The organism is Pseudocitrobacter faecalis, from assembly GCF_965231525.1.
Classification (GTDB): domain Bacteria; phylum Pseudomonadota; class Gammaproteobacteria; order Enterobacterales; family Enterobacteriaceae; genus Pseudocitrobacter; species Pseudocitrobacter faecalis.
Window position 1 is genome coordinate 1,303,150 of the sequence record NZ_CBDDNJ010000002.1, and the last position, 22,503, is coordinate 1,325,652.

25 protein-coding genes and 1 other annotated feature are annotated in these 22,503 nt (G+C 53.7%); of the genes, 9 read left to right on the forward strand and 16 right to left on the reverse strand.

Annotated elements, in window-relative coordinates; genetic code table 11:
- Positions 1-21: 21 nt before the first annotated feature.
- A complete protein-coding gene (gene wzzB, locus ACOXYR_RS06690; RefSeq protein ID WP_350436564.1) occupies positions 22-999 on the forward strand; it encodes an LPS O-antigen chain length determinant protein WzzB in 978 nt (325 codons plus the stop codon).
- 59 nt (positions 1,000-1,058) lie between these two features.
- Here the strand turns inward: wzzB and hisIE are convergent, their stop codons facing one another.
- The 9 genes from hisIE to hisL all read right to left on the reverse strand — a co-directional run bounded on the left by hisIE (position 1,059) and on the right by hisL (position 8,249).
- Positions 1,059-1,658: a bifunctional phosphoribosyl-AMP cyclohydrolase/phosphoribosyl-ATP diphosphatase HisIE gene (gene hisIE, locus ACOXYR_RS06695; protein ID WP_421356321.1), complete on the reverse strand. Its 600-nt coding sequence runs from the start codon at positions 1,656-1,658 to the stop codon at positions 1,059-1,061.
- On the reverse strand, positions 1,652-2,428 hold the full coding sequence (gene hisF, locus ACOXYR_RS06700) for an imidazole glycerol phosphate synthase subunit HisF (protein WP_189622839.1): 777 nt from the start codon (positions 2,426-2,428) through the stop codon (positions 1,652-1,654). Before hisF ends, hisIE begins: the two co-directional genes overlap by 7 nt.
- Positions 2,410-3,147: a 1-(5-phosphoribosyl)-5-[(5-phosphoribosylamino)methylideneamino]imidazole-4-carboxamide isomerase gene (hisA, locus tag ACOXYR_RS06705; protein WP_421356322.1), complete on the reverse strand. Its 738-nt coding sequence runs from the start codon at positions 3,145-3,147 to the stop codon at positions 2,410-2,412. The genes hisF and hisA overlap by 19 nt, the downstream gene beginning before the upstream one ends.
- Positions 3,147-3,737 (reverse strand): imidazole glycerol phosphate synthase subunit HisH, encoded by a 591-nt coding sequence (gene hisH, locus ACOXYR_RS06710; RefSeq protein WP_113857205.1) that lies wholly within the window; start codon positions 3,735-3,737, stop codon positions 3,147-3,149. Before hisH ends, hisA begins: the two co-directional genes overlap by 1 nt.
- A complete protein-coding gene (hisB, locus tag ACOXYR_RS06715; protein ID WP_021579314.1) occupies positions 3,737-4,804 on the reverse strand; it encodes a bifunctional histidinol-phosphatase/imidazoleglycerol-phosphate dehydratase HisB in 1,068 nt (355 codons plus the stop codon). Before hisB ends, hisH begins: the two co-directional genes overlap by 1 nt.
- Positions 4,801-5,862 carry a histidinol-phosphate transaminase gene (gene hisC, locus ACOXYR_RS06720; RefSeq protein WP_113857204.1) on the reverse strand — a complete coding sequence of 354 codons (1,062 nt, stop codon included), beginning with the start codon at positions 5,860-5,862 and terminating at the stop codon, positions 4,801-4,803. The genes hisB and hisC overlap by 4 nt, the downstream gene beginning before the upstream one ends.
- A complete protein-coding gene (hisD, locus tag ACOXYR_RS06725; protein WP_421356323.1) occupies positions 5,859-7,163 on the reverse strand; it encodes a histidinol dehydrogenase in 1,305 nt (434 codons plus the stop codon). The genes hisC and hisD overlap by 4 nt, the downstream gene beginning before the upstream one ends.
- Before the next feature lie 5 nt (positions 7,164-7,168).
- Positions 7,169-8,068 (reverse strand): ATP phosphoribosyltransferase, encoded by a 900-nt coding sequence (hisG, locus tag ACOXYR_RS06730; protein WP_108475158.1) that lies wholly within the window; start codon positions 8,066-8,068, stop codon positions 7,169-7,171.
- A 33-nt stretch (positions 8,069-8,101) separates the two neighbouring features.
- Positions 8,102-8,223, reverse strand: a sequence feature (His leader region).
- Positions 8,199-8,249 carry a his operon leader peptide gene (gene hisL / locus ACOXYR_RS06735; RefSeq protein WP_113857321.1) on the reverse strand — a complete coding sequence of 17 codons (51 nt, stop codon included), beginning with the start codon at positions 8,247-8,249 and terminating at the stop codon, positions 8,199-8,201. Its footprint overlaps the feature before it by 25 nt.
- Before the next feature lie 178 nt (positions 8,250-8,427).
- Here hisL and ACOXYR_RS06740 point away from each other — a divergent pair, with 178 nt between their 5' ends.
- The 6 genes from ACOXYR_RS06740 (at position 8,428) to tsuB (ending at position 13,332) form a co-directional block, all read left to right on the forward strand.
- Positions 8,428-9,252 (forward strand): SDR family oxidoreductase, encoded by an 825-nt coding sequence (locus ACOXYR_RS06740; RefSeq protein ID WP_108475159.1) that lies wholly within the window; start codon positions 8,428-8,430, stop codon positions 9,250-9,252.
- A 37-nt stretch (positions 9,253-9,289) separates the two neighbouring features.
- Positions 9,290-10,207, forward strand: coding sequence for a LysR family transcriptional regulator (locus ACOXYR_RS06745; protein WP_108475160.1), 918 nt, complete (start codon positions 9,290-9,292; stop codon positions 10,205-10,207).
- Positions 10,208-10,437: 230 nt separating this feature from the next.
- Positions 10,438-10,500 carry a membrane protein YoeI gene (gene yoeI, locus ACOXYR_RS06750; RefSeq protein ID WP_108475379.1) on the forward strand — a complete coding sequence of 21 codons (63 nt, stop codon included), beginning with the start codon at positions 10,438-10,440 and terminating at the stop codon, positions 10,498-10,500.
- A complete protein-coding gene (plaP, locus tag ACOXYR_RS06755; RefSeq protein WP_108475161.1) occupies positions 10,490-11,848 on the forward strand; it encodes a putrescine/proton symporter PlaP in 1,359 nt (452 codons plus the stop codon). Before yoeI ends, plaP begins: the two co-directional genes overlap by 11 nt.
- Positions 11,849-12,034: 186 nt before the next feature.
- Positions 12,035-13,090 (forward strand): thiosulfate utilization transporter TsuA/YeeE, encoded by a 1,056-nt coding sequence (gene tsuA, locus ACOXYR_RS06760; protein WP_407731278.1) that lies wholly within the window; start codon positions 12,035-12,037, stop codon positions 13,088-13,090.
- A 14-nt stretch (positions 13,091-13,104) separates the two neighbouring features.
- Positions 13,105-13,332 carry a thiosulfate utilization sulfurtransferase TsuB/YeeD gene (gene tsuB / locus ACOXYR_RS06765; protein ID WP_108475163.1) on the forward strand — a complete coding sequence of 76 codons (228 nt, stop codon included), beginning with the start codon at positions 13,105-13,107 and terminating at the stop codon, positions 13,330-13,332.
- A gap of 29 nt (positions 13,333-13,361) precedes the next feature.
- On the opposite strand, the gene ACOXYR_RS06770 is transcribed toward tsuB, so the two are convergent.
- The 7 genes from ACOXYR_RS06770 to sbcB form a co-directional block, all read right to left on the reverse strand.
- On the reverse strand, positions 13,362-13,778 hold the full coding sequence (locus ACOXYR_RS06770; RefSeq protein WP_421356324.1) for a hypothetical protein: 417 nt from the start codon (positions 13,776-13,778) through the stop codon (positions 13,362-13,364).
- Entirely contained in the window at positions 13,754-15,040 is a 1,287-nt protein-coding gene (locus tag ACOXYR_RS06775; protein WP_421356325.1) for a phosphatase PAP2/dual specificity phosphatase family protein, read from the reverse strand. Before ACOXYR_RS06775 ends, ACOXYR_RS06770 begins: the two co-directional genes overlap by 25 nt.
- Complete coding sequence (locus tag ACOXYR_RS06780; RefSeq protein WP_421356326.1) at positions 15,037-16,797, reverse strand: bifunctional alpha/beta hydrolase/class I SAM-dependent methyltransferase; 1,761 nt, start codon at positions 16,795-16,797, stop codon at positions 15,037-15,039. The genes ACOXYR_RS06775 and ACOXYR_RS06780 overlap by 4 nt, the downstream gene beginning before the upstream one ends.
- Positions 16,790-17,428, reverse strand: coding sequence for a lysophospholipid acyltransferase family protein (locus ACOXYR_RS06785; protein ID WP_421356339.1), 639 nt, complete (start codon positions 17,426-17,428; stop codon positions 16,790-16,792). Before ACOXYR_RS06785 ends, ACOXYR_RS06780 begins: the two co-directional genes overlap by 8 nt.
- Positions 17,429-17,434: 6 nt before the next feature.
- Positions 17,435-18,349: a phosphatidate cytidylyltransferase gene (locus ACOXYR_RS06790; RefSeq protein WP_421356327.1), complete on the reverse strand. Its 915-nt coding sequence runs from the start codon at positions 18,347-18,349 to the stop codon at positions 17,435-17,437.
- Positions 18,349-18,954, reverse strand: coding sequence for a CDP-alcohol phosphatidyltransferase family protein (locus tag ACOXYR_RS06795; RefSeq protein WP_421356340.1), 606 nt, complete (start codon positions 18,952-18,954; stop codon positions 18,349-18,351). Before ACOXYR_RS06795 ends, ACOXYR_RS06790 begins: the two co-directional genes overlap by 1 nt.
- Before the next feature lie 164 nt (positions 18,955-19,118).
- On the reverse strand, positions 19,119-20,543 hold the full coding sequence (gene sbcB, locus ACOXYR_RS06800; protein ID WP_421356341.1) for an exodeoxyribonuclease I: 1,425 nt from the start codon (positions 20,541-20,543) through the stop codon (positions 19,119-19,121).
- 190 nt (positions 20,544-20,733) lie between these two features.
- On the opposite strand from sbcB, the gene dacD reads away from it, so the two are divergent.
- Positions 20,734-21,900: a serine-type D-Ala-D-Ala carboxypeptidase DacD gene (gene dacD / locus ACOXYR_RS06805; protein WP_108475165.1), complete on the forward strand. Its 1,167-nt coding sequence runs from the start codon at positions 20,734-20,736 to the stop codon at positions 21,898-21,900.
- 116 nt (positions 21,901-22,016) lie between these two features.
- Positions 22,017-22,490: a DNA gyrase inhibitor SbmC gene (sbmC, locus tag ACOXYR_RS06810; protein ID WP_113857196.1), complete on the forward strand. Its 474-nt coding sequence runs from the start codon at positions 22,017-22,019 to the stop codon at positions 22,488-22,490.
- The last annotated feature ends 13 nt before the right edge of the window (positions 22,491-22,503 follow it).

The window sequence follows — 22,503 nt, forward strand, 5'->3', positions numbered from 1 at the left end:
TTGGATGTCACTAAGGTTTATATGATTCAAGATAACAATAATGGGCGCAATGGTTATGACCGTGAGTCGGAGCAGATCGACCTTATCGATTTGTTGCTTCAACTCTGGCGTGGCAAGCTGACAATCATCGTGTGTGTGGTTGTTGCCATTCTCCTTGCGGTTACTTATCTTCTCGTCGCTAAAGAAAAATGGACATCCACGGCGACTATTACGCGTCCTGATGCCGCGCAGATTGCTACTTATCATAACGCGTTGAATACACTGGATTCTTCTGTTGCACTTTCTGATGTACAAAATCAGGTTATCAGCCGCTTTAATTCCGCGTTTATCGCGTTGACGGAAACACTGGATAACCAGGAAAAACCGGAAAAATTGACGATTGAGCCTTCAATCAAAGGTCAGTCACTGCCACTGACGGTGACCTACGCAAGTGATTCTGCGGAAGCCGCTCAGCGTGGCGTTGCCGAATACATCCAGAAAATCGACGAACAAATCGCTGATGAGCTGGAGCTTGACCTTAATGATACGATCAAGCTGCGTGTGACTAATATCAAAGATTCCCTGGAAAACCAGGAAACCGTTGCTCAGGAACAAAAAGACCTGCGTATTAAGCAGATCACAGAATCACTGAAGTACGCGCAGAAAAGTAACGTCACCAAACCGCAGCTTCAGCAGACACAAGACGTAACCCAGGAAACCATGTTCCTGTTAGGTACTGACGCGCTGGGGGCAATGGTTGCCAACGAAGCCAGCCGCCCCCTGACCTTTGGTGCAGGTTATTACGCGCTGAAGAAAAATCTGCTCGACATCGAAAAACTGAAAGTCGACCCGAAAACCATTCACGTCTATCGCTACGTGATGAAGCCGACGTTGCCAATCCGTCGCGACAGCCCGAAACGTGGTCTGACGCTGGTGCTGGCGGTGCTGCTGGGCGGGATGATTGGTGCCGGTGTTGTATTGGGGCGCAACGCGCTGCGTAACTACAAGCCGAAAGCATAACGCTTACGCCACATAACAAAAAACCGGGCTCGCCCGGTTTTTTTACGCCTGTTGAAAATTTACTGATGACGTTTTCGCAGGTTCTCAATCACGGTCGTCAAATCCAGATCCTGATCCTGCAGCAGCACCAGCAGGTGGTACATCAAGTCCGACGCTTCATTGGTCAATTCAAAGCGGTCTTTCACCGTTGCTGCCAGTGCGGTTTCTACGCCTTCTTCACCCACTTTCTGCGCGATACGCTTGGTGCCGCTGGCATACAGGCGCGCGGTGTAGGAGCTTTCCGGGTCTGCGGTTTTACGCTCTGCCAGCAGTTGTTCCAGTTGATACAGGAACAGCCACTGGTGGCTGGTATCGCCGAAGCAGCTGGAAGTGCCTTTGTGGCAGGTTGGCCCAATCGGGTTGACCAGCACCAGCAGGGTGTCGTTGTCGCAGTCGGGGGTAATGCTCACCACGTTCAGGAAATGGCCGGACGTTTCGCCTTTGGTCCACAGGCGTTCTTTGGTGCGTGAATAAAACGTCACTTTGCCGGACGATTGCGTTTGCGCCAGCGCCTCTTTATTCATATAGCCCAGCATTAATACTTCGCCGGAAACCGCGTGTTGTACGATGGCGGGCATCAGTCCGTCGGTTTTATCCCAATCCAGTTGTTCAGTTAACATACCCGTATCTCCACGCCCTGTGCGGCCAGGTACGCTTTTAATTCACCAATATTAATCATTTGCTTGTGGAATACCGAGGCGGCCAGCGCGCCATCGACATCCGCATCGCGGAAGGCTTCGAGGAAGTGTTCCATGGTGCCCGCACCGCCCGAGGCAATCAGCGGAACGTGGCAAACTTCACGCACTTTTTTCAGTTGCGCCAGGTCGTAGCCATTACGCACGCCGTCCTGGTTCATCATGTTGAGGACGATCTCGCCCGCACCGCGTTTTTGCACTTCCTGCACCCAGTCGAGGGTTTCCCATTGGGTGACGCGGGTGCGGCTTTCATCGCCGGTGTATTGATTGACGTGATATTTGCCGCTGTCGGCGTCAAACCAGGTGTCGATCCCGACCACGATGCACTGCACGCCAAAACGATCCGCCAGACGGGTGATCAGCTCCGGGTCGGCCAGCGCCGGGGAGTTGATGGAAATTTTATCTGCGCCGAAAGAGAGAATTTTCGCGGCATCGTCGATGGATTTGATGCCACCGGCGACGCAGAAGGGGATATCAATCACTTCCGCGACGCGTGAAACCCAGCTTTTATCGACCACGCGGCCATCGCTGGAGGCGGTGATATCGTAAAACACCAATTCGTCTGCGCCTTCGTCGGCATAGCGTTTCGCCAGCGGGACGATGTCGCCGATGATTTCGTGATTACGGAACTGCACGCCCTTGACGACCTGACCATCGCGTACGTCCAGGCAGGGGATTATCCGTTTTGCCAGCATTGGATGGCCTCCGTTACGGTGAATTTATCTTCCAGCAGCGCGCGTCCGACAATTACGCCGCGCACGCCGGTGCCGCGCAGCGCGGCGATATCATCCAGCGAACCGATGCCACCGGAAGACTGAAACGCCACCTGCGGGTAGCGAGCGCAGATTTCTTCATACAGCGAGACGTTAGAGCCCGCCAGCGTACCGTCGCGCGAAATATCGGTGCACAGCACATGTTGCAGGCCAACCGGCAGATAGGTTTCAACCAGTTCTTCCAGCGTGATGCCGGAATTCTCCTGCCAGCCGCTCACCGCGACTTGCTTCGTGCCTTGTTCGTCAATGCGCACGTCCAGCGCCAGCACCAGATGTTCCGCGCCAAAGCGGGTAAACCAGCCTTTGACGATTTCGGGGGATTTTACCGCCGTCGAGCCGACGACCACGCGTTCAACGCCAGCGTCCAGCAACGCCGCCACATCCTCTTCGGTGCGCACGCCGCCGCCAACCTGCACCGGTACGTTCACGCCTGCAACCAGTTGTTTCAGCAAAGGGATCTGACGCAGTGCCGGGTCTTTCGCGCCGGTTAAATCGACCAGATGCAGCACTTGTGCGCCCTGTGCGGCGTAATCCTGTAAACGCGGCAGCGGGTCATTACCGTAGTCGCGCTGTTGGGCGTAATCGCCCTGATGCAAACGCACCACTGTGCCATTAATTAAATCTAAAGCTGGAATGATCATTACATCTCCAGGAAGTTTTTCAGCAGTTGCGCCCCGGCTGCACCGGAACGTTCCGGGTGGAACTGCACGCCGTAAAAGTTATCTTTCTGCACCGCCGCGGTGAACGGTTCGCCGTAGTGGCACTGTGCGATGGTGTACGGGTTGACCGGCATGGCGTAGCTGTGCACGAAATAGAAGTACGCGCCATCTTCGATACCCCGGAACAGACGGTCACCCGCTTTCGGGTAGACGCGGTTCCAGCCCATGTGCGGCAGCGGCAGGCCGAAGTCGGTCATTTTCGGCACCGCCTGGTCGATAATCCCCAGCAGGTCGACGCCGTTGCTCTCTGCGCTGCGGCTGCCGAGGATCTGCATACCGAGGCAAATGCCCAGCACCGGTTGGGTGCAGGCTTTAATCAGATCGACCAGTTCACGCTCGCGAATCTGATCCATCGCGGCCTGTGCGGTGCCCACGCCCGGCAGAAACAGTTTGTCGGCGCGCAGTACCACGTCCGGGTCGCGGCTTACCACGGGGTCATAACCGTGGCGGCTGATAGCGGACTTCACGGAATTCAGGTTGGCGCAGCCGGTATCGAGGATAACGACGTTCATCACAGCACTCCTTTTGAGGAGGGAAGGGTATCGCCTTCCACGCGGATCGCCTGGCGCAGCGTACGGCCAAAGACTTTGAACAGGCTCTCCACACGGTGGTGATCGTTCTTACCTTTGGTTTTCAGGTGCAGCGTCACGCCCATGGTGTATGAGAGCGAGCGGAAGAAGTGCTCGATCATCTCAGTGCTCAGGTCGCCGACGCGCTGGTAGGTGTATTCGGCTTTATATTCGAGGTGCGGACGTCCGGAGATATCCAGCGCGCAGCGTGCCAGGCATTCATCCATTGGCAGCACAAAGCCAAAACGGTTGATGCCGCGTTTGTCGCCGAGCGCCATTTTTAATGCTTCGCCCAGCGCCAGACCGGTGTCTTCCACCGTATGGTGATCGTCGATATACAGGTCGCCCTGAACGGCAATTTCCATGCGGAAGCCGCCGTGGGTGGCGATTTGGTCCAGCATGTGATCGAAGAATCCGACGCCGGTATTGATTTTGCTGCCGCCTTCGCGGTCAAGCCATACTTTGACGTCAATCTGCGTTTCTTTGGTTTTACGCTCAACGTGCGCGTAGCGGTCGCGGCGGGTGAGCTGCTCGCCAATCGTCGCCCAGTTCAGCGTTTCACGGTTATAGCGCAGGCCGATGATATCCATGTTTTCTGCTAACTGGATATCGGTGGCACGATCGCCAATCACGTAGCTGTTGGCTTTATCCATCACGCCATCGGCGAGCCATGCGGTGACCAGCTTCGTTTTCGGTTTACGGCAATCGCAGTTATCCGCCGGGAAGTGTGGGCAAATCAGCACGTCTTCGAAGTGAACGCCCTGCGAGGTGAAAATCTGCATCATCAGATTATGTGGGCCATCGAAGTCAGCCTGCGGATAGCTATCGGTACCCAGCCCGTCCTGATTGGTGACCATCACCAGCTTGTAGCCTGCTTTTTGTAGGGTCAGCAGCGTCGGAATAACGTCCGGTTCAAATTCCAGTTTGTCGAAACGGTCAACCTGGAAATCGCTCGGCGGCTCTGCAATCAGGGTGCCGTCGCGGTCAATAAAGAGAAACTTCTGGGTCATACATTCTCCGCATTCAAAGCGTCAATAACGCGCTGGCTCTCTTCGCGGGTGCCGATGGTGATACGCAAACAGCCGCTTAAAGAAGGTTGTTTATTCTGGTCTCGTAAGATAATGCCCTGATCCCACAAAGATTTAAACACTGCGCTGGAAGCTTTAATACGCACAAGAATGTAATTGGTTTCAGAGTTGAAGACCTGCTCCACGCACGGGATACCGTCAAGGTTCGCCACCAGATATTGACGCTCGGCCAGAATTTGCGCCACGCGCTCGCGCATCGCGGTGATGCCCTGCGGCGCCAGTGCCTGCGCGGCAATATCCGCCACCGGTGTAGAAAGCGGATAAGGGGCAATCACCTTCAACAGAAGGGCGATAACCTCTTCATTCGCCAGGGTAAAACCACAACGAAGGCCGGCGAGGGCGAAGGCTTTTGAGAGCGTGCGCAGAACCACCAGGTTCGGGTATTCGTTCAGCCAGCCTGCCAGCGTCGCCTGCGGGCAAAACTCAATATAGGCTTCGTCGGCAACCACCAGCGCTTTCCCGCGCGTCATCTCCAGCAGCGTGCGGAAATCCTGCGGGTTAATCAGCTGCCCGGTTGGGTTATTCGGGCTGCAAACGTAAACCACTTTCACGCCGTCGAGCTTATCGGCGATAGCCGGGAGGTCGAGCTGCCAGTTTTCCAGCGTCGGTACGGTGCGGCACTCCACACCAATGGTTTCCGCGCTCACGCTGTACATGCCGTAGGTCGGTGGGCAGTAGAGAATCGCGTCTTTCCCCGGTTCACAAAACGCGCGCACCAGTAATTCAATACCTTCATCTGCGCCACGGCTGACCAGTACCTGTTCCGGCTTCACTCCTGCATAAGCGGCGTAGTTTTCAATCACCGCTTTAGGCTGGCATTCCGGGTAGCGATTCAGCGTTTGTGCGGTCAACTGAAATTCGACCGGCGTCGGGAATTCGTTGGCATTAAGCCAGACATCGCCTTTGCCGCCCAGACGGCGAGCAGACTGGTAAGGCGTCAGATTACGCACATTCTCGCGGGCTAACTCTTCAATGCTCATGCTTGCTCCTTCAGGGCGTTTACGCGCAGGGTGACGGCATTTTTGTGGGCGGTCAGCAGTTCGGCTGCGGCCAGCGTTTCAATGGTGGCGGCCAGAGACGCGAAACCGTCGCGGGACAGCTCCTGCACGGTCATGCGTTTCTGGAAATCCGCCAGCCCCAGGCTGGAGCAGGTTGCGGTGTAACCATACGTCGGCAGCACGTGGTTAGTGCCGGAGGCGTAATCGCCCGCGGATTCCGGTGACCAGTCGCCGAGGAAAACGGAGCCTGCGCTGGTTATTTGATCCACCAGATCACGGGCGTTGCGGGTCTGAATGATCAGGTGCTCCGGGCCATAAGCGTTGGATATCTCCACGCACTGGGCGATGTCGCGAGCGATAATCAAACGGCTGGCGGAAAGCGCCTGACGCGCGGTGTCGGCACGCGAGAGAGAGGCCAACTGACGTTCAACGGCTTCTGCCACGCCACGCGCGATGTCGGCATCGGGCGTTAGCAGGATCACCTGCGAATCCGGGCCGTGTTCCGCCTGTGAAAGAAGATCGGCGGCGATGAAATCTGGCGTCGCGCCGCTGTCGGCAATCACCAGCACTTCGGACGGCCCAGCAGGCATGTCGATGGCGGCACCATCAAGGCGTTGACTCACCTGGCGTTTGGCTTCGGTGACGAATGCGTTGCCCGGGCCAAAGATTTTATCCACCTTAGGAACTGACTCGGTGCCGAGTGCAAGTGCAGCAATGGCTTGCGCGCCCCCCACTTTAAACACCTCTTTCACGCCGCACAGTTGCGCGGCATACAAAATTTCATCGGCAATCGGTGGTGGCGAGCAGAGCACCACTTTCTGGCAACCGGCAATGCGCGCCGGCGTCGCCAGCATTAAGACGGTGGAGAAAAGCGGCGCGGAGCCACCCGGAATATAGAGTCCCACCGAGGCGATAGGGCGCGTAACCTGCTGGCAGCGCACGCCCGGCTGGGTTTCGATATCCACGCCCGGCAGAATTTGCGCGGTGTGGAAGGTATCAATATTTTTCACCGCGACGTTCATCGCGGCTTTCAGTTCATCGCTCAGGCGACTGCTGGCCTGGGCGATTTCCTCTTCGGTGACTTTCAGCGCCGCCACTTCGGCTTTATCAAACTTCGCGCTGTATTCGCGCAGGGCACGGTCGCCGTTTTGCTTAACGTTATCCAGGATCTCCGCGACGGTGCGCGTAATGTTGTCGGAAGCCGAAATTGCCGGGCGCATCAGCAGCGCCTGCTGCTCTTCCTTATTACAACCATTCCAGTCGATCAGGGTGTTAAAGCTCATGGTCGTTACTCCATCATCTTCTCAATCGGCAGCACCAGAATCGAGCTGGCACCCAGCGCTTTCAGTTTTTCCATTGTTTCCCAGAACAGGGTTTCGCTGCTTACCATGTGCATTGCCACACGCTGTTGGTCGCCAGCCAGCGGCAGAATGGTTGGGCGTTCAGCACCCGGCAGCAGGGCGATGACTTCGTCCAGACGTTCGGTTGGCGCGTGCATCATGATGTATTTCGATTCGCGCGCCTGAATCACGCCCTGAATACGGGTCAGCAGACGGTCAATCAGCTGTTGTTTGGCTTCGCTCATCTCGCCGTCGCGCTGAATAAGGCAGGCTTTGGAGCGGTAAATCACTTCCACTTCACGCAGGCCGTTGGCTTCAAGCGTCGCGCCGGTGGAAACCAGGTCACAGATCGCATCAGCGAGGCCAGCACGCGGTGCGACTTCAACGGAACCGTTCAGCAGGCACGATTTAAATGCAATACCTTTCTGGTCGAGATAACGTTTGAGCAGGTGCGGATAAGAGGTGGCGATGCGTTTGCCGTCCAGACCTGCCGGGCCATCCCAGGCTTCATCCACGGGGGTTGCCAGTGACAGGCGGCAACCACCGAAATCAAGGCGACGCAGTGTGAAGTAGCGCGGATCTTCACCCTGGGCACGACGGCTCAGGAGTTCCTCTTCCAGCACGTTTTCGCCGATGATGCCGAGGTCAACCACGCCATCCATAATCAGGCCTGGAATGTCGTCGTCTCGCACGCGCAGAATATCGATAGGCATGTTCTCCGCCATCGCAATCAGGCGCTGGGTGTGGAGATTGATTTTGATGCCACAACGGGCGAGTAATTCGCGTGAATCATCGCTCAGGCGACCTGATTTCTGCATAGCTATGCGTAAACGGCTGTTGTCTAACATTCTGATTTCCTCTTACCCTGCTGAATTTAGTTCAAAAAAAAGCCCCCGGAAGAAAATCTTCCGGGGGCTCTCTTGCGTTCATGCACCACTGGAAGATCTAAACGTCTCCCAGCACACATCGCCTGAAAGACTAGTCAGGATGATGGTGATGATGGTGGTGTTTAAATTGAACGCACATAATTTATTTCTCGTTGAATGAGTATTCACTTGATGTCTTTTAACCTAGCCCACTTTCACCGTTGAAGGCAAGGGGTTTTTTCAATCTTTAAATCATTTCATATTCACACTATAAATTGTCAGTTCCCGCAGGCTGGCGTAGCCTTATAGAAGAAGGATAGCCAGAAACCAGGAGAGCAGGCATGAAAAAGGTCGCGATTGTCGGATTAGGTTGGTTGGGCATGCCGCTGGCGCTAGCGCTGACGGCGCGTGGGTGGCAGGTTACCGGCAGCAAAAGGACGCAGGATGGGGTGGAAGCGGCGCGGATGTGCGGGATTGACAGCTACCCGTTACGCCTTGAACCACAACTGGTTTGTGACGCCGAAGATTTAGACGCGCTGATGAATGTTGACGCGCTGGTGATTACTCTGCCGGCGCGTCGCAGCGGTGAGGGTGAAGATTTTTATCGCCAGGCGGTACAAGAAATAGTCGATACCGCGCTTGCGCATCATATTCCGCGCATTATTTTTACCAGCTCAACGTCTGTGTACGGCAACACGCAGGGGACGATTAAAGAGAGCACGCCGCGCGACCCCGTTACGTCGAGCGGGAAAGTTCTCAAAGAGCTGGAGGACTGGCTGCATCATCTGCCAGGGACGTCCGTTGATATTCTGCGCCTTGCGGGGCTGGTGGGGCCGGGGCGTCATCCTGGCCGTTTCTTTGCCGGGAAATCCGCGCCGGACGGCCAGCATGGCGTGAATCTGGTGCATCTGGAAGATGTGATTTCAGCGATTACGCTGTTACTGCAGGCTCCGAAAGGCGGACATATCTATAATATATGTGCGCCCCTCCATCCGGCCCGCGAAATTTTTTATCCGCAAATGGCGCGCGAACTGGGTCTGGAGACGCCGGTGTTTTCGCAGCATGCGGGCAGCGGTACGGGCAAACTTATTGATGGCAACCGTATTTGCCATGAGCTGGGTTTCGAATACCAGCATCCTGATCCGCTGTTAATGCCGATGGAATAATCCGCCTCGGCGTTCAGCCTGATGCAAGGGGACAACCATGAAGCCTTTGCTCGATGTGCTGATTATTCTTGATGCATTAGATAAAGAAGGGAGCTTTGCCGCGGCGTCGGCAAAGCTCTACAAAACGCCGTCAGCCCTCAGCTACACCGTCCATAAGCTTGAAAGCGACCTTAATATTCAACTTCTCGACCGCAGCGGCCACCGGGCGACATTCACCCGCACCGGGCAGATGCTACTGGAAAAGGGCAGGGAAGTGCTGCACACGGTGCGCGAGCTTGAGCAGCAGGCAATTAAACTGCACGAAGGTTGGGAAAATGAACTGGTGATTGGCGTGGATGATACTTTTCCCTTTTCACTGCTGGCGCCATTAATAGAAACCTTTTATCAACATCACAGTGTTACCCGGCTGAAATTTATTAATGGCGTACTGGGCGGTTCATGGCAGGCATTAATTCAGGGGCATGCGGATATTATCGTCGGCGCATTACGCGAACCGCCGCCGCTAAGTGGCTTTGGTTTCCTGCCGCTTGGCCAACTGGAACAGATTTTTGTGGTGGCGGCGCATCATCCGCTGGCGCAAATGCCAGAGCCTTTATCACGACGCACGATCAAGCGTTTTCGCGCGATAGTAGTGGGTGATAACACCTCGCCAGAATGCGCCACATTTCAGCAACTTTTTGACGATCAGCAAGCGATCACGGTCTTCGATTTCAAAACGAAACTTGAGTTACAAATCAGTGGGTTAGGTTGTGGTTTTGTGCCCCGGTATCTCGCTCAACGTTTCCTAGAAAGTGGGGCGCTGGTTGAAAAATCCGTCGTCGCCCATATCCCCTTTGAACCGGTCTGGATTGGCTGGAATGAACAGACCGCCGGGCTCGCCAGTGCATGGTGGCGGGATGCTGTTTTAGCAAATAGTGCTATAGCTGCGGTCTATAATTCGACCGCTGTAGAATAATCAATCGGTTAGATAGCGAAGTTGGCCGATCGGCTTCACATCCTCTTGTATTTTTATGTCAATTTGATGCAGAATGTGCCGCTTGCAAAATATGAGACTAACCGACGTTTTAATACGCGTCGGTTATTTTTTTGCATCAAACAAATCATTCAATAAAAGAGGCCGGGCTTCGTACCGGATAGATACTTACTTAAAAAACGACAGTTGTTGTCGCTGAGGAAATCAAAAAAATGGGGCAATTTTTTGTTTTTGCGACGGTTTTCACCCGTAAGGAGAATAACCATGTCGCATAACGCTACTCCAAACACCTCTCGCGTGGAATTACGTAAAACCCTTACGCTGATTCCGGTTGTCATGATGGGCCTTGCCTATATGCAGCCAATGACGCTGTTTGATACGTTCGGTATCGTATCTGGTCTGACAGACGGTCATGTGCCGACTGCTTACGGCTTTGCACTGGTGGCGATTCTGTTCACCGCGCTGAGCTATGGCAAGCTGGTACGTCGCTACCCGTCTGCGGGTTCTGCCTATACTTACGCCCAGAAATCCATCAGCCCGACCGTAGGCTTTATGGTGGGCTGGTCGTCGCTGCTCGACTATCTGTTCGCGCCGATGATCAACATTCTGCTGGCGAAAATCTATTTTGAAGCACTGGTGCCGTCTATCCCATCGTGGGTATTCGTGATTGCACTGGTGGCCTTCATGACCGCCTTTAACCTGCGCAGCATTAAATCGGTCGCCAACTTCAACACCGTGATCGTGGTGTTCCAGGTGGTGCTGATTGCGGTGATTCTGGGCATGATCATTTATGGTCTGTTCCACGGTGAAGGGGCGGGTACGCTTAGCAGCACGCGTCCGTTCTGGTCGGGTGATGCGCACGTTATCCCGATGATTACCGGGGCGACAATTCTGTGCTTCTCGTTTACCGGTTTTGACGGCATCAGCAACCTGTCTGAAGAGACGAAAGACGCTGAGCGTGTGATTCCGCGTGCGATTTTCCTGACTGCATTAATCGGTGGCCTGATCTTTATCTTCTCCACCTATTTCCTGCAGCTTTACTTCCCGGATATCTCTCGCTTTAAAGATCCGGATGCGTCACAGCCTGAAATCATGCTGTACGTCGCAGGTAAAGCGTTCCAGGTTGGCGCGCTGATCTTCTCCACCATCACCGTACTGGCGTCCGGTATGGCGGCACACGCAGGCGTTGCGCGACTGATGTACGTCATGGGTCGTGACGGCGTGTTCCCGAAAAGCTTCTTCGGTTATGTCCACCCGAAATGGCGTACTCCGGCGATGAACATCATCCTGGTGGGGGCGATTGCTCTGCTGGCAATCAACTTTGACCTGGTCATGGCAACGGCACTGATTAACTTTGGTGCGCTGGTGGCGTTCACCTTCGTGAACCTGTCCGTGATTTCGCAGTTCTGGATCCGCGAGAAGCGTAACAAAACGCTGAAAGACCACTTCCAGTATCTGTTCCTGCCAATCTGTGGCGCGCTGACCGTTGGCGCTCTGTGGGTTAACCTGGAAGAGAGCTCAATGGTTCTGGGGCTGATTTGGGCGGCTATCGGCCTGATCTACCTGGCGTGCGTGACGAAAAGCTTCCGTAACCCGGTTCCGCAGTACGAAGATGTTGCGTAATCTTTAAGATTCGCTGAAAACCGGAGGCCAAATGCCTCCGGTTTTTTTATACCCTAATTTCACGCGGTTTCTAAAAATAATCGATAAATAACCAAACGGAATATCATAGAGGTTTTGGTTATTGGTTCCTGGCAGGTGTGACTGGAATAATTTACGCACTGATATTTTCCAGGTTGATTAATTTTTATGTTGCAGATGATCGTGAGCGGAATAATTTGTGGCGCGTTGCTGGGGTTTGTCATGCAGCGTGGTCGCTTCTGCCTGACCGGCGGTTTCCGCGATATGTATATCGCGAAAAACAATCGCATGTTTTATGCCTTACTGATTGCCATCTCGGTACAGAGCCTTGGCGTTTTCGCGCTGATTCAAACCGGGCTGGTACACTATGACGCGGGCGCGTTCCCGTGGCTTGGTACCGTGGTGGGCGGTTTTGTCTTTGGTATCGGTATCGTCTATGCGGGCGGCTGTGCAACCGGTACCTGGTACCGCGCCGGGGAAGGGCTTATCGGTAGCTGGATTGCGCTGGTCACCTATATGGTGATGAGCGCGGTGATGCGCTCGCCGCACGCTGCCGGGCTGAACGCATTTCTGGGGCAGCACACCACTGCGCATAACGGCATTGCGGAAACCCTTAATATCTCCGTATGGCCGCTGATTGCCGTGCTGCTGATTGCCACTCTCTGGCTGGTCAGTAAAGAGTTGCGTAAGCCGAAGCTGAAAGTCGCCTCACTGCCGCCTCGCCGTACGGGACTGGCGCATCTGTTGTTTGAAAAACGCTGGCATCCGTTTGTCACCGCCGTGTTGATTGGCCTTATCGCGCTGCTGGCGTGGCCACTGAGCGAAGCCACCGGACGTATGTTCGGTTTAGGCATTACCTCGCCGACCGCCAACATTTTGCAATTCCTCGTTTCTGGCGAAAGCAAATATATTAACTGGGGCGTCTTCCTGGTGCTGGGTATTTTCCTGGGTTCTTTTATCGCGGCCAAAGGTAGCCGTGAGTTCCGCGTGCGTGCCGCCGATGCCAGCACCACGCTGCGCAGTGCCTCGGGCGGCGTATTGATGGGCTTTGGTGCCAGCATTGCAGGCGGTTGCTCAATCGGTAACGGCCTGGTGATGACCGCGATGATGACCTGGCAGGGTTGGATTGGCCTGGTATTTATGATCCTTGGCGTGTGGACCGCGTCATGGATGTTGTATGTGCGTCCGCAGCGTAAAGCGAAGTTGAAAACCGCTACGGCATAACAGGAGTAAAAAAGATGACGGTAAAAAAACTCGATGTGGTCACCCAGGTGTGCCCGTTCCCACTGATTGAAGCGAAAGCCGCAATGGCTGAAATGGCCAGCGGCGACCAACTGGTGATTGAATTCGACTGCACCCAGGCAACGGAAGCGATTCCTCAGTGGGCAGCGGAAGAGGGGCACATCGTGACTGATTTCCAGCAGGCAGGCGACGCCGCCTGGAGCATCACGGTTCAGAAAGCCTGATAGCGTGCGCCCCGCAAGTGCGGGGCGTATTATCTTGTGATCAGTATAACTACCCAAATAAGCCACAGAATACCGGTCAGCAACATCGTCATTTTATATTGCTTTAAGGCCCCTGACTGGCGTTGTGCAAAAGTCAGCGCTTTAAGCTTTTTTCGCCGCCAGATAAAGAACAGAGCCTCTCCTGCGATAGAGTTATTCTCTTCGTCGATGACGCGAAAATACCGGCTATCCAGCCATAGCCGCCAGCATCCGTACCAGATTAGCCCGCAAATAAATGCCATTAATCCGATGAGTCTTCCCGGGGAAAAGCAAGATCTCGACAGAAGTATCCACAACACGGGCGGTATTGAAAAAAACATAAAAAAACGCGAGCTTTCAAGTGTGTATTGCAGAAGCTGACGTTGTAAAAACGCTTCCCTGTTTAGTTTATTATCTCTGATTTCCATCTTTGCAGAAGTTCTCTGTGTTCAGCGGTAAAAACAACCTCCGGCCTGGCTCGTTGAATCATTGCCACGGCATTTGAAGACGTGAGTTGTGGGTTTCGGTAAATCAACCAGGCTGCGGTAACCAGTGCGCTGCGTGATAAGCCCAGTGCACAATGAACCAACACGTCGCCATGCTCTGCGCGTAGCCGTTCCAGTTCGGTAACTGCACGACGTAGTTGAGCGTCTTCCGGATTAACCAAATCCAGCATCGGTACGCAGCAATAAGCCTTGCCGCGAGTTGCATGGGAGCGAGGGAATTCACTGGTAAGATCGAGCACGGCATGTTGAGTGGGTAATATACTTGGATAGACGGAAATAGACACCCCCTCACTAATCGTGCTGACCGGGGGTAACGTGCGCGTGTACAGACGCATTGATATCCACATACCTGTGCGCCAGGGCAGTAATAACCACCATGCTGCAGGTGCAATCCGTCCTTGCTCATTTTTCTGGAGCGCGTTCACGCCAGCTACGCCGTAAGCTAAAGTTATGATAAGCAAGGCGAATGTAGGCCACCAAAACCAAGGCGTGATGAGCGTCGCGGAAAGTGCAGCGAACATGGCGCTAAGATAGCGTAAGCTCAGTTGCCTTCCTTTCCCGGTTGCTAATTTCCCATTCCAGTTACCCTTCTCGGGGATAATCCAGTCGATGAACAACCCCACGGCGAATCCCGTGAGGACATCAATAACGTGATGTTGCCAGGTCGTCAGAACCGAAACTGCAATCAGTGAAAACCAGCCGGTATTCAGTGGTTGCCATCGTTCAGGTAAATGTCGCGAGAAATGACGCCACAGTAACCAACATAGAATAATGTGCAAAGAAGGTGATTGGTTATAAGGCAGATCGACGTGTTCAAGCTGCGCAAATAACCAACCTGCAAGGCCGGTTATCTCTGGCCGGGTAAAAGTAAACTGTAAAGGAAACAGCAGGAAACTTGCGCAGGCTACGAGCGAAGCCAGCAGCAACTGGCAAACCAGCCGTCGCTGTTCATGGCGTGACGTGCAAACAAACAATGATAAACCGTACAGGAGATCCAGACTCCAGTAGGGCAGGATGGTCAGTGGCACGAAAGGAATATTCTGTTCCCAGCTAAAGACGACACTCCCGACGTCGCCTCGTCTGGCGGTAAACTGATTTACTCCTCCATAGGTTAAGAAAAAAAAGGGGGCCAGCACCATTAGCCAGCCCACTCCTTGCCTTAAGAGGGGAGAACGGTTGGTCATGATGCGCGGCGCACCGCCAGTGAAACTGTAAAAATACCCCATTCATCAATAAGCTGTGCACATTTATCGAAACCAGCCTCGCGGACGAGGGCGTCCATCTCGCCCTGGGTGCGCACCCGCATAATCCACGCTTTGCCATCTTTATGACTGGTGAGCGACCAGGCAATCGTTTTTAACTGCGGATGCCAGGGCTGCCCGGTATAGATCAAAATGCCACCAGGCTCAATGGCATCAGCCATTCCCGCAAGTGAGTGACGTACTCTCTCGTTTTCAGGGAAAAGTTCATACAATCCAGAGACAATACCAAGGGTCGGACGTGGAGTGAGCGCAACCAATTCCTGACGATTAAACGCATCGCCCTTATCAAAACGCGCGCGGTCAGCCATGCCGCGGCCTTCGATCATTTCCTGACCTTTTGACACGTTTAATTCGCTGAAGTCGCGCAACAGAATTTCAGTTACTGCAGGGTTGTCTTCCAGCGCATCAAGCACATAACGCCCATGCCCGGCCGCAATATCCACGACACGGACCGGCTTGTTTTGTGCGGCCAGATGTTCGACCGCTTGCGTAATCAGAGTTTGGAGGTGAATTTTACGCTGGCGAATACCTTTCCAGCCCACGCTGTTGAGGTAGTGCTTATCAATTATGCGCCCTAATATGCTGCTTCCCTTGGGCTGATTGCGATAGACATAATCGAGCGTACTACCGGAATCAAAGCCAGTTTCAAAACCAAGGCCTATACCTCTGGACTGGGTTCCCAGTATTTTCATGCCATAACGTAAGCCGCGAAATGCCAGGTCATCGAATGAACAGGGCTCCGGTCCCCCAATCAACATGCGCCAGGTATCGGCACCCGGGCTCCGCTTGTCTTCCGCGCTGTAATCAAAATGCTGAGGCGGGTTGCTATAAAGCGTGTTAATGAATGCACGCATTTTATCAAATGCCAGATGGCGATCTTTTTCTCCCAGCGTATCGTGATAAAAACCTGGCAGAATATGCAGCTCTTTATTTTGATGACGTAGCTGATGATAGAAATCAAGCTGCGGCTGGCGATGCACGACGTAATCTTCACCCGAGACCAGCATCTGAACGGGCAGGGTAATTGCGCTGGCATCACTGATCACGCGCTCTGCCGTTTTATAGAGTTCGAGCAGAATATTGACGGCAATCGGACGGGTAATCAGCGGGTCCTGGTTGAAGCTCGCCACCCGGTCTGGATCATGAGTCAGATACTTACCTTTCACGTAGGAGTTCACAAAAAAGAGGCCACGTAACCGATGCATCAACGCCAGCCCGGAACGGGCGAAGGGCACGTAAAGTTTGACCTTAAAAGCCGGAGATGCCAGAACCATCCCGCGGATCGTGGGCGCATAATCATGCGCCCAGGTTGCTGCCAGCACTGCGCCAACGCTTTGTGCCACCACAACGATATCCTCTGAAGGCACATGGCTATCACGCGCAGTGAAGCGGACAAACTCGTCGACATCCAGCACCGAGCGAGCCATTGAAGGGCTGAAGCCTCGGAGGCCGGGAGAGCGACCATGGCCTCTGGCATCCCAGGCATAAAAAGCCGTGTCCGGCATGGCAAGCTCATCGACAATATGCTGCAAGCGACCTGAATGTTCGTGGCCACGATGGAATAACACGATCACTTTCCGCACCGTCTCGCCTGCTGTTGCGGGCCAGTAGCGATAAAATAACTCGACATTATCGCTGGTAAGAAATTGTCGTTCTTCAGGTGTCCGCGTATTAATCATGAGAATGATTCCCTGTTGTTTGTTGCTCAAGCGCGAGTAGTCGTTCCTTCAGCATGCTCATCGACACCTTTTTATCCGCGTTAAAATGCAGAGCATCACCGATAGTGACATCGATAAATAACGGCAGAGGGATAATGCTTCCTTTTGCCATCGACTGCTCAGTTCCATGAAGCCAGATGGGGATGATTGGCACTTCCGGTACAGCCTGGCTCAAGTACCAGACGCCTGATTTTAGTGGCGAAAGAACGCCCGGTTTGCCACGTGTTCCTTCAGGAAACAGAATGACCGTTTTGCCTTCGCGTAATGCTTGTTCACACAGCGCCAGCGGGTTTGAATCACCGCCTTTGCGTGAAACGGGAATAATGTTGAGAATATTTATGGAACACCACGCCATCAGCTTGTTTCGCATGAAGTAATCAGCTGCGGCAACGGGATGAACGTTGGCCAGCTGACGCAGCGAAAAGAGGGACAACAGCGCAAATACATCCATATGGCTATTATGATTTGCCACGACAATTGTCGGGCCGCGTTGGGGCAATTTTTCGCGGTGTCTGATTCGCAGGCCTAACCATAGCCACATCACGGGCCAGACGATGCAAAGCGAGAATAGAAAGCGAAGGATACGTTTCAACATAGATTAGTAATAAAAATAACGAATGAAGTGGAAGAAGACTGGCGCGGTGAAGAGCAGTGAATCCAGCCTATCAAGGATGCCTCCGTGACCGGGCAATAACGTACCGCTATCTTTCACGCCGATATCGCGTTTGATAGCTGACATCACGACATCGCCGCAGAATCCAGTTATGCCGATGATGGCCCCTGCAGCCAGCGCCATAGGCGTAGAGAGCGGCGTCAGGATCGGGCCCAATAATGTAGCGGTAACAGCCGTGGTGACGATCCCGCCCAACAGACCAGCCAGCGTTTTGTTAGGACTGATTTTGGGTGTCACTTTGATATGGCCCAGCGATTTTCCCCAGAGATACTGCGCGATGTCATTAAGTTCTGTCAGACCGACCAGAAAAAGAACCAGCAATGCGCCGGTTGATCGAGCGTCTGACGGTAAAATGAGTAAAAAGGCGACGTGACTAAAGGCAAAAACCGTGGTCATCAGCCCCCAGTGGAGCTGAGACGCGGAGCGCAAAAAGTGGTGAGTATCTCCGGCAATGACCATGCGTGTCGGTAAGAACAGAAAAACATATACCGGGATAAAAATCGCAAACATGCCATACCAGCCAATTCCAATAAGCCAGTAATTAATAGGGATGGCAATAAACATCCATAGTAACGGCATACGATCGGCTTGTCGTAATGGGGCCAGGGTTAGGAATTCTTTTAATGCGACAAAACTCACCAGCGCGAAGAAAGTGAGCGCCAGCCAATGGGGGCTAAGCAGGGCCAGCGAGAACAGAATGATGATGATCCACCAGGTGCGTATCCGAAGGGTCAATTCTCTCCAGTTTTTGCCAGGACGTAACAGTACCAACAATCCATTGATAAGCGTGGCGAGCAGTAAAAGCACAAAGATGGCCGCCAGTGATTTCTCAAGCAACATTACATTGTCTCTCCATGGCGTAGGGCACTGCGGCAGCGATTCGTCACCGTCCAGAGCAACAACAGAGTTGCAACGCCCCATAATGCGTTATTCCATTGCACTAACGATGGCCAGTATGCCAACGCGATTCCCCACGCGCCGAACACCAGTGCTCTATCACTTTTGCCAAGCGGCCCGGTATAACTGCGAATACCGGTGAAGGTTTGAGCCAGTATCCCACTGAATTCCGTCATCAGCGCACAAAGCAACATGCATAAAACCAGAATGGCGTTACTGTCAGGCAGAAGCATGAAGGGTATGTAGAGGGCGATATCGGAGAGTACATCGCCCGTTTCATTCAGAATGGCCCCCAGGACTGTTTTTTGATTGCACTCCCGGGCGAGCATCCCATCTAGTGCATTAAGTGCCATGCGGACAAACAGCACAATGGGCAGTAACACAAAGCTGCGAGGTTCATGAAAGAAGGCCAGTATTCCGCCAGTGATAAACGAGAGCGCTATAGCAGAAAGGGTAATGTGATTGGGCGTGATGCTGTGTTTATGCAACCAAAACATCAATGGGCGCAAAAGCCGCTGAAAAGCGGGTTTTATCTGATAGACGGTCATCATTCTATTCCATGAATAATTTTCGACCTCGTATGATGAGACAACTCACCGTGTTGGATGAAGCGCTTTTAGGCTGAATGAGGCACTTTCAGAAAAGAGCCCAGCGAGAGAATGGAGGTTCAGAGGTCACACAATAATTCGCCCCGCAAGTGCGGGGCGCTTCGTTAAACAATCTCCTGCGCATACTGATAAAGCGCTTTCAGCAGCGTCAGCTTCTCACTGTTCCCTTCATATTGCGCGTACAGCGCTTCCAGTTGCTGCATATAGGCCTGCAAAAATTCCGGCGTAAAGACATCGCGGCGATGCTCTAACCAGCGCATCTGCTCCTGTTCATCCAGCGTGCCCGGGAAGTTACGCGCCCTGTAGTTAAACAACAGTTTCTCAATGCGCGCATCGGCAAAGGTCAGATCCAGCGCGGGAAGATTACGCGGCTCGGTTTCCAGTACAATTTTCATCGCGGCGCGGTCAGCATCGCTGAAGAAGCCGTTATAGAGCTGCGCATCGACATTTGTTGAGGGCACAAACGGTTCGGCTTCGGCGAAGATCGCCACCACTTTCTCCCGCACCTGCGGGTTTTCGCGCAGCACTTTAAGATTATCCAGACAGTGCTGGCGATTAATGCCGAGGCGTTCAGCATCTTCCGGGCGCAGGGTATTCGCGACGGCCAGCACCGGGCATTTATTCAGATGCACCAGCTTCACCGGAACCGGGGAAGTCTCACCCAATGCGGCTTTCGGCGTGTAAAGGCGTTCGCGCAGGGTATCGGTGTCCAGATCCAGCAGCCCGGAGATGTCGCCAGCCAGATCCACCATGATCACCGCATTGCGGTTATCCGGATGCCACGCCAGCGGGGCGATCCAACTGGTGTTGCCGCGCCAGGCACCAAACATTCCCGACACATGCACCAGCGGTTTCATCTGCGGCACATCAATCAGCGTGGTCAGCTTTTGCTTGCTGCGATAGGCATATAAATAGTCAAACAGCTTTGGCTGCTGGGTTTTCACCCGTTTCGCCATGGCGATGGTGGCATAAACGTCTGCCATCGCGTCGTGGGCGTTACTGTGTTCAATACCGTTGGCTTTGGTCAGATGCTCCAGGCGAAAGCTGGGTAGGCCGTCCTCATTTTCTGGCCAGTTGATCCCCTCCGGGCGCAGGGCGTAGCAGGCGCGCATCACATCCAGCAGATCCCAGCGCGAGTTATGATTTTGCCAGCTCCAGGCGTAAGGATCGTAGAAGTTGCGGTAAAAGATATTGCGCGTGACTTCATCATCGAAACGAACATTGTTATAGCCCACCACGCAGGTATTGGGCACGGTGAACAGATCGTGAATGCGGCGAGCGAACGCGGCCTCGTTATCGCCCTTTGCGCGTGCTTCCTGTGGGGTGATGCCGGTAATGAGCACTGCTTCCGGCTGCGGCAGATAGTCGTCTGCGGGTTTACAGTAAAAGACCTCGGGCTCCCCAACGATATTAAAATCGTTATCGGTACGAATGGCGGCAAACTGCGCCGGGCGATCCAGCGACGGGCTGGTGCCGAAGGTTTCGTAATCGTGGAAGAGGAATCCGGGGGTGTTGGCAGGTTCTTGCATGGTCAAAACGTAATCCCTGATAAGCGAGCGGGCGAATTAACACCATGGTAAACGATTTACAGAGCCATCAGAAGGGCGGTTTTTCGGGGGCGATTCAGGTTATGTCATATTTTCTTGCAATTAATGGCTGTATGAAAGTGAGAGATTCCGTAAAAAGGACGACGATTTTGAAATTGCTGAGGATTTGCTGTTGAAAGCCCGTTTGTTTATTGCTGTATCTTTGCTCGCTTCGAGTATTTCTTGCGCCTTTGCTACTGACAGCGCGGTTCCTCCCGTCACGCCGCCGGCCATTAAAGCCGGTTCCTGGGTATTAATGGATTATACCACCGGGCAAATTTTAACCGCCGGAAATGAGCACCAGCAGCGCAATCCGGCGAGTCTCACCAAGCTGATGACCGGTTATGTCGTCGATCGCGCCATCGACAGCCACCGTATTACGCCGGATGACATCGTCACCGTGGGCCGCGATGCCTGGGCGAAAGGCAATCCGGTGTTTAATGGCTCTTCGCTGATGTTCCTGAAAGAGGGCGATCGCGTCAGCGTGCACGATCTGAGCCGTGGTCTGATTGTCGATTCCGGGAACGACGCCTGCGTCGCGCTGGCGGATTACATCGCCGGGGGCCAGCCACAGTTCGTCGCCATGATGAATCACTATGTCGAAACGCTGAAGCTTCGCGATACCCATTTTGAAACGGTTCACGGGCTGGACGCGCCGGGGCAGCACAGTTCCGCTTACGATCTCGCCGTGTTATCGCGCGCGATCATTCACGGTGAGCCTGAGTTTTATCATATGTACAGCGAAAAAAGCCTGACGTGGAACGGCATCACGCAGCAGAACCGTAACGGTCTGTTGTGGGATAAAACCCTGAACGTTGATGGCCTGAAAACCGGGCATACATCCGGGGCGGGCTTTAACCTGATCGCCTCTGCGGTTGACGGCAAACGTCGCCTGATTGCGGTGGTGATGGGCGCAGACAGCCCGAAGGGGCGTGAAGATCAGGCGCGCACGTTGCTGCACTGGGGACAGCAGAATTTCGACACCGTACAGGTGCTGCAAAACGGCAAAAAAGTGGGTACCGAACGCATCTGGTACGGCGATAAAGAGACGATTGATCTTGGTACCGATCAGGATTTCTGGTTGGCATTGCCGAAAAAAGAGATCCCCAACATTAAAGCGAAATACGTACTGGACGGCAAAGAGCTGGAAGCGCCTATCGCCGCGCATCAGCGGGTAGGGGAAATTCAGCTTTACGATCGCGATAAGATTGTTGCCCACTGGCCGCTGGTCACCCTGGAAAGCGTCAATAAGGGCGGGATGTTCTCGCGCCTGAGCGACTATTTCCATCACAAAGCGTAACGCTGATACGCCGTTATTCCCTGGCGACAATGTGAAGCAGTGCACATACTATCCGGTATAGCACTGCTATATTTTTACTGTATCTATATACAGTAAAATCCAGATCAGGGGGAACTATGCATTACACTATCGAACACGTCCATGCCCGTACCGTTGCCGGTTTCCATATGGTGGGGCCGTGGGAGGAGACCGTTAAGCAAGGTTTTGAGCAACTGATGATGTGGGTAGACGGCCAGTCGATTCCGGCGAAGGAGTGGGTGGCAGTCTATTTTGATAATCCCGATGAAGTGCCGCCTGAAAAGTTGCGCTGCAGTACCGTTGTGACGGTGGCTGATGATTTCACATTGCCCCCCAACAGTGAGGGCGTCATCCTCACCCATCTTGAGGGCGGCGAGTATGCGGTTGCCAGCGCGCGGGTTCTTGAGCATGACTTTGCCACGCCGTGGCTACAATTCTTTGATGAATTGCTCAAAGACAACGCGTATCACATTGATAGCAAACCCTGTTTCGAACTCTATCTCAACGATGGCAATAAGGACGGCTACTGGGACATTCAGATGTACGTCGCGGTGGCGCGTAAAGCGGTCTGAAAAACGAGTGAAA

Bases quoted from the DNA above. Each gene is read 5' to 3' on its own strand.
- wzzB (WP_350436564.1), top strand. From the start codon at position 22: ATGATTCAAGATAACAATAATGGGCGCAATGGTTATGACCGTGAGTCG.
- hisIE (WP_421356321.1), bottom strand. From the start codon at position 1,658: ATGTTAACTGAACAACTGGATTGGGATAAAACCGACGGACTGATGCCC.
- hisF (WP_189622839.1), bottom strand. From the start codon at position 2,428: ATGCTGGCAAAACGGATAATCCCCTGCCTGGACGTACGCGATGGTCAG.
- hisA (WP_421356322.1), bottom strand. From the start codon at position 3,147: ATGATCATTCCAGCTTTAGATTTAATTAATGGCACAGTGGTGCGTTTG.
- hisH (WP_113857205.1), bottom strand. From the start codon at position 3,737: ATGAACGTCGTTATCCTCGATACCGGCTGCGCCAACCTGAATTCCGTG.
- hisB (WP_021579314.1), bottom strand. From the start codon at position 4,804: ATGACCCAGAAGTTTCTCTTTATTGACCGCGACGGCACCCTGATTGCA.
- hisC (WP_113857204.1), bottom strand. From the start codon at position 5,862: ATGAGCATTGAAGAGTTAGCCCGCGAGAATGTGCGTAATCTGACGCCT.
- hisD (WP_421356323.1), bottom strand. From the start codon at position 7,163: ATGAGCTTTAACACCCTGATCGACTGGAATGGTTGTAATAAGGAAGAG.
- hisG (WP_108475158.1), bottom strand. From the start codon at position 8,068: ATGTTAGACAACAGCCGTTTACGCATAGCTATGCAGAAATCAGGTCGC.
- ACOXYR_RS06740 (WP_108475159.1), top strand. From the start codon at position 8,428: ATGAAAAAGGTCGCGATTGTCGGATTAGGTTGGTTGGGCATGCCGCTG.
- ACOXYR_RS06745 (WP_108475160.1), top strand. From the start codon at position 9,290: ATGAAGCCTTTGCTCGATGTGCTGATTATTCTTGATGCATTAGATAAA.
- plaP (WP_108475161.1), top strand. From the start codon at position 10,490: ATGTCGCATAACGCTACTCCAAACACCTCTCGCGTGGAATTACGTAAA.
- tsuA (WP_407731278.1), top strand. From the start codon at position 12,035: ATGTTGCAGATGATCGTGAGCGGAATAATTTGTGGCGCGTTGCTGGGG.
- tsuB (WP_108475163.1), top strand. From the start codon at position 13,105: ATGACGGTAAAAAAACTCGATGTGGTCACCCAGGTGTGCCCGTTCCCA.
- ACOXYR_RS06770 (WP_421356324.1), bottom strand. From the start codon at position 13,778: ATGGAAATCAGAGATAATAAACTAAACAGGGAAGCGTTTTTACAACGT.
- ACOXYR_RS06775 (WP_421356325.1), bottom strand. From the start codon at position 15,040: ATGACCAACCGTTCTCCCCTCTTAAGGCAAGGAGTGGGCTGGCTAATG.
- ACOXYR_RS06780 (WP_421356326.1), bottom strand. From the start codon at position 16,797: ATGATTAATACGCGGACACCTGAAGAACGACAATTTCTTACCAGCGAT.
- ACOXYR_RS06790 (WP_421356327.1), bottom strand. From the start codon at position 18,349: ATGTTGCTTGAGAAATCACTGGCGGCCATCTTTGTGCTTTTACTGCTC.
- ACOXYR_RS06795 (WP_421356340.1), bottom strand. From the start codon at position 18,954: ATGACCGTCTATCAGATAAAACCCGCTTTTCAGCGGCTTTTGCGCCCA.
- sbcB (WP_421356341.1), bottom strand. From the start codon at position 20,543: ATGCAAGAACCTGCCAACACCCCCGGATTCCTCTTCCACGATTACGAA.
- sbmC (WP_113857196.1), top strand. From the start codon at position 22,017: ATGCATTACACTATCGAACACGTCCATGCCCGTACCGTTGCCGGTTTC.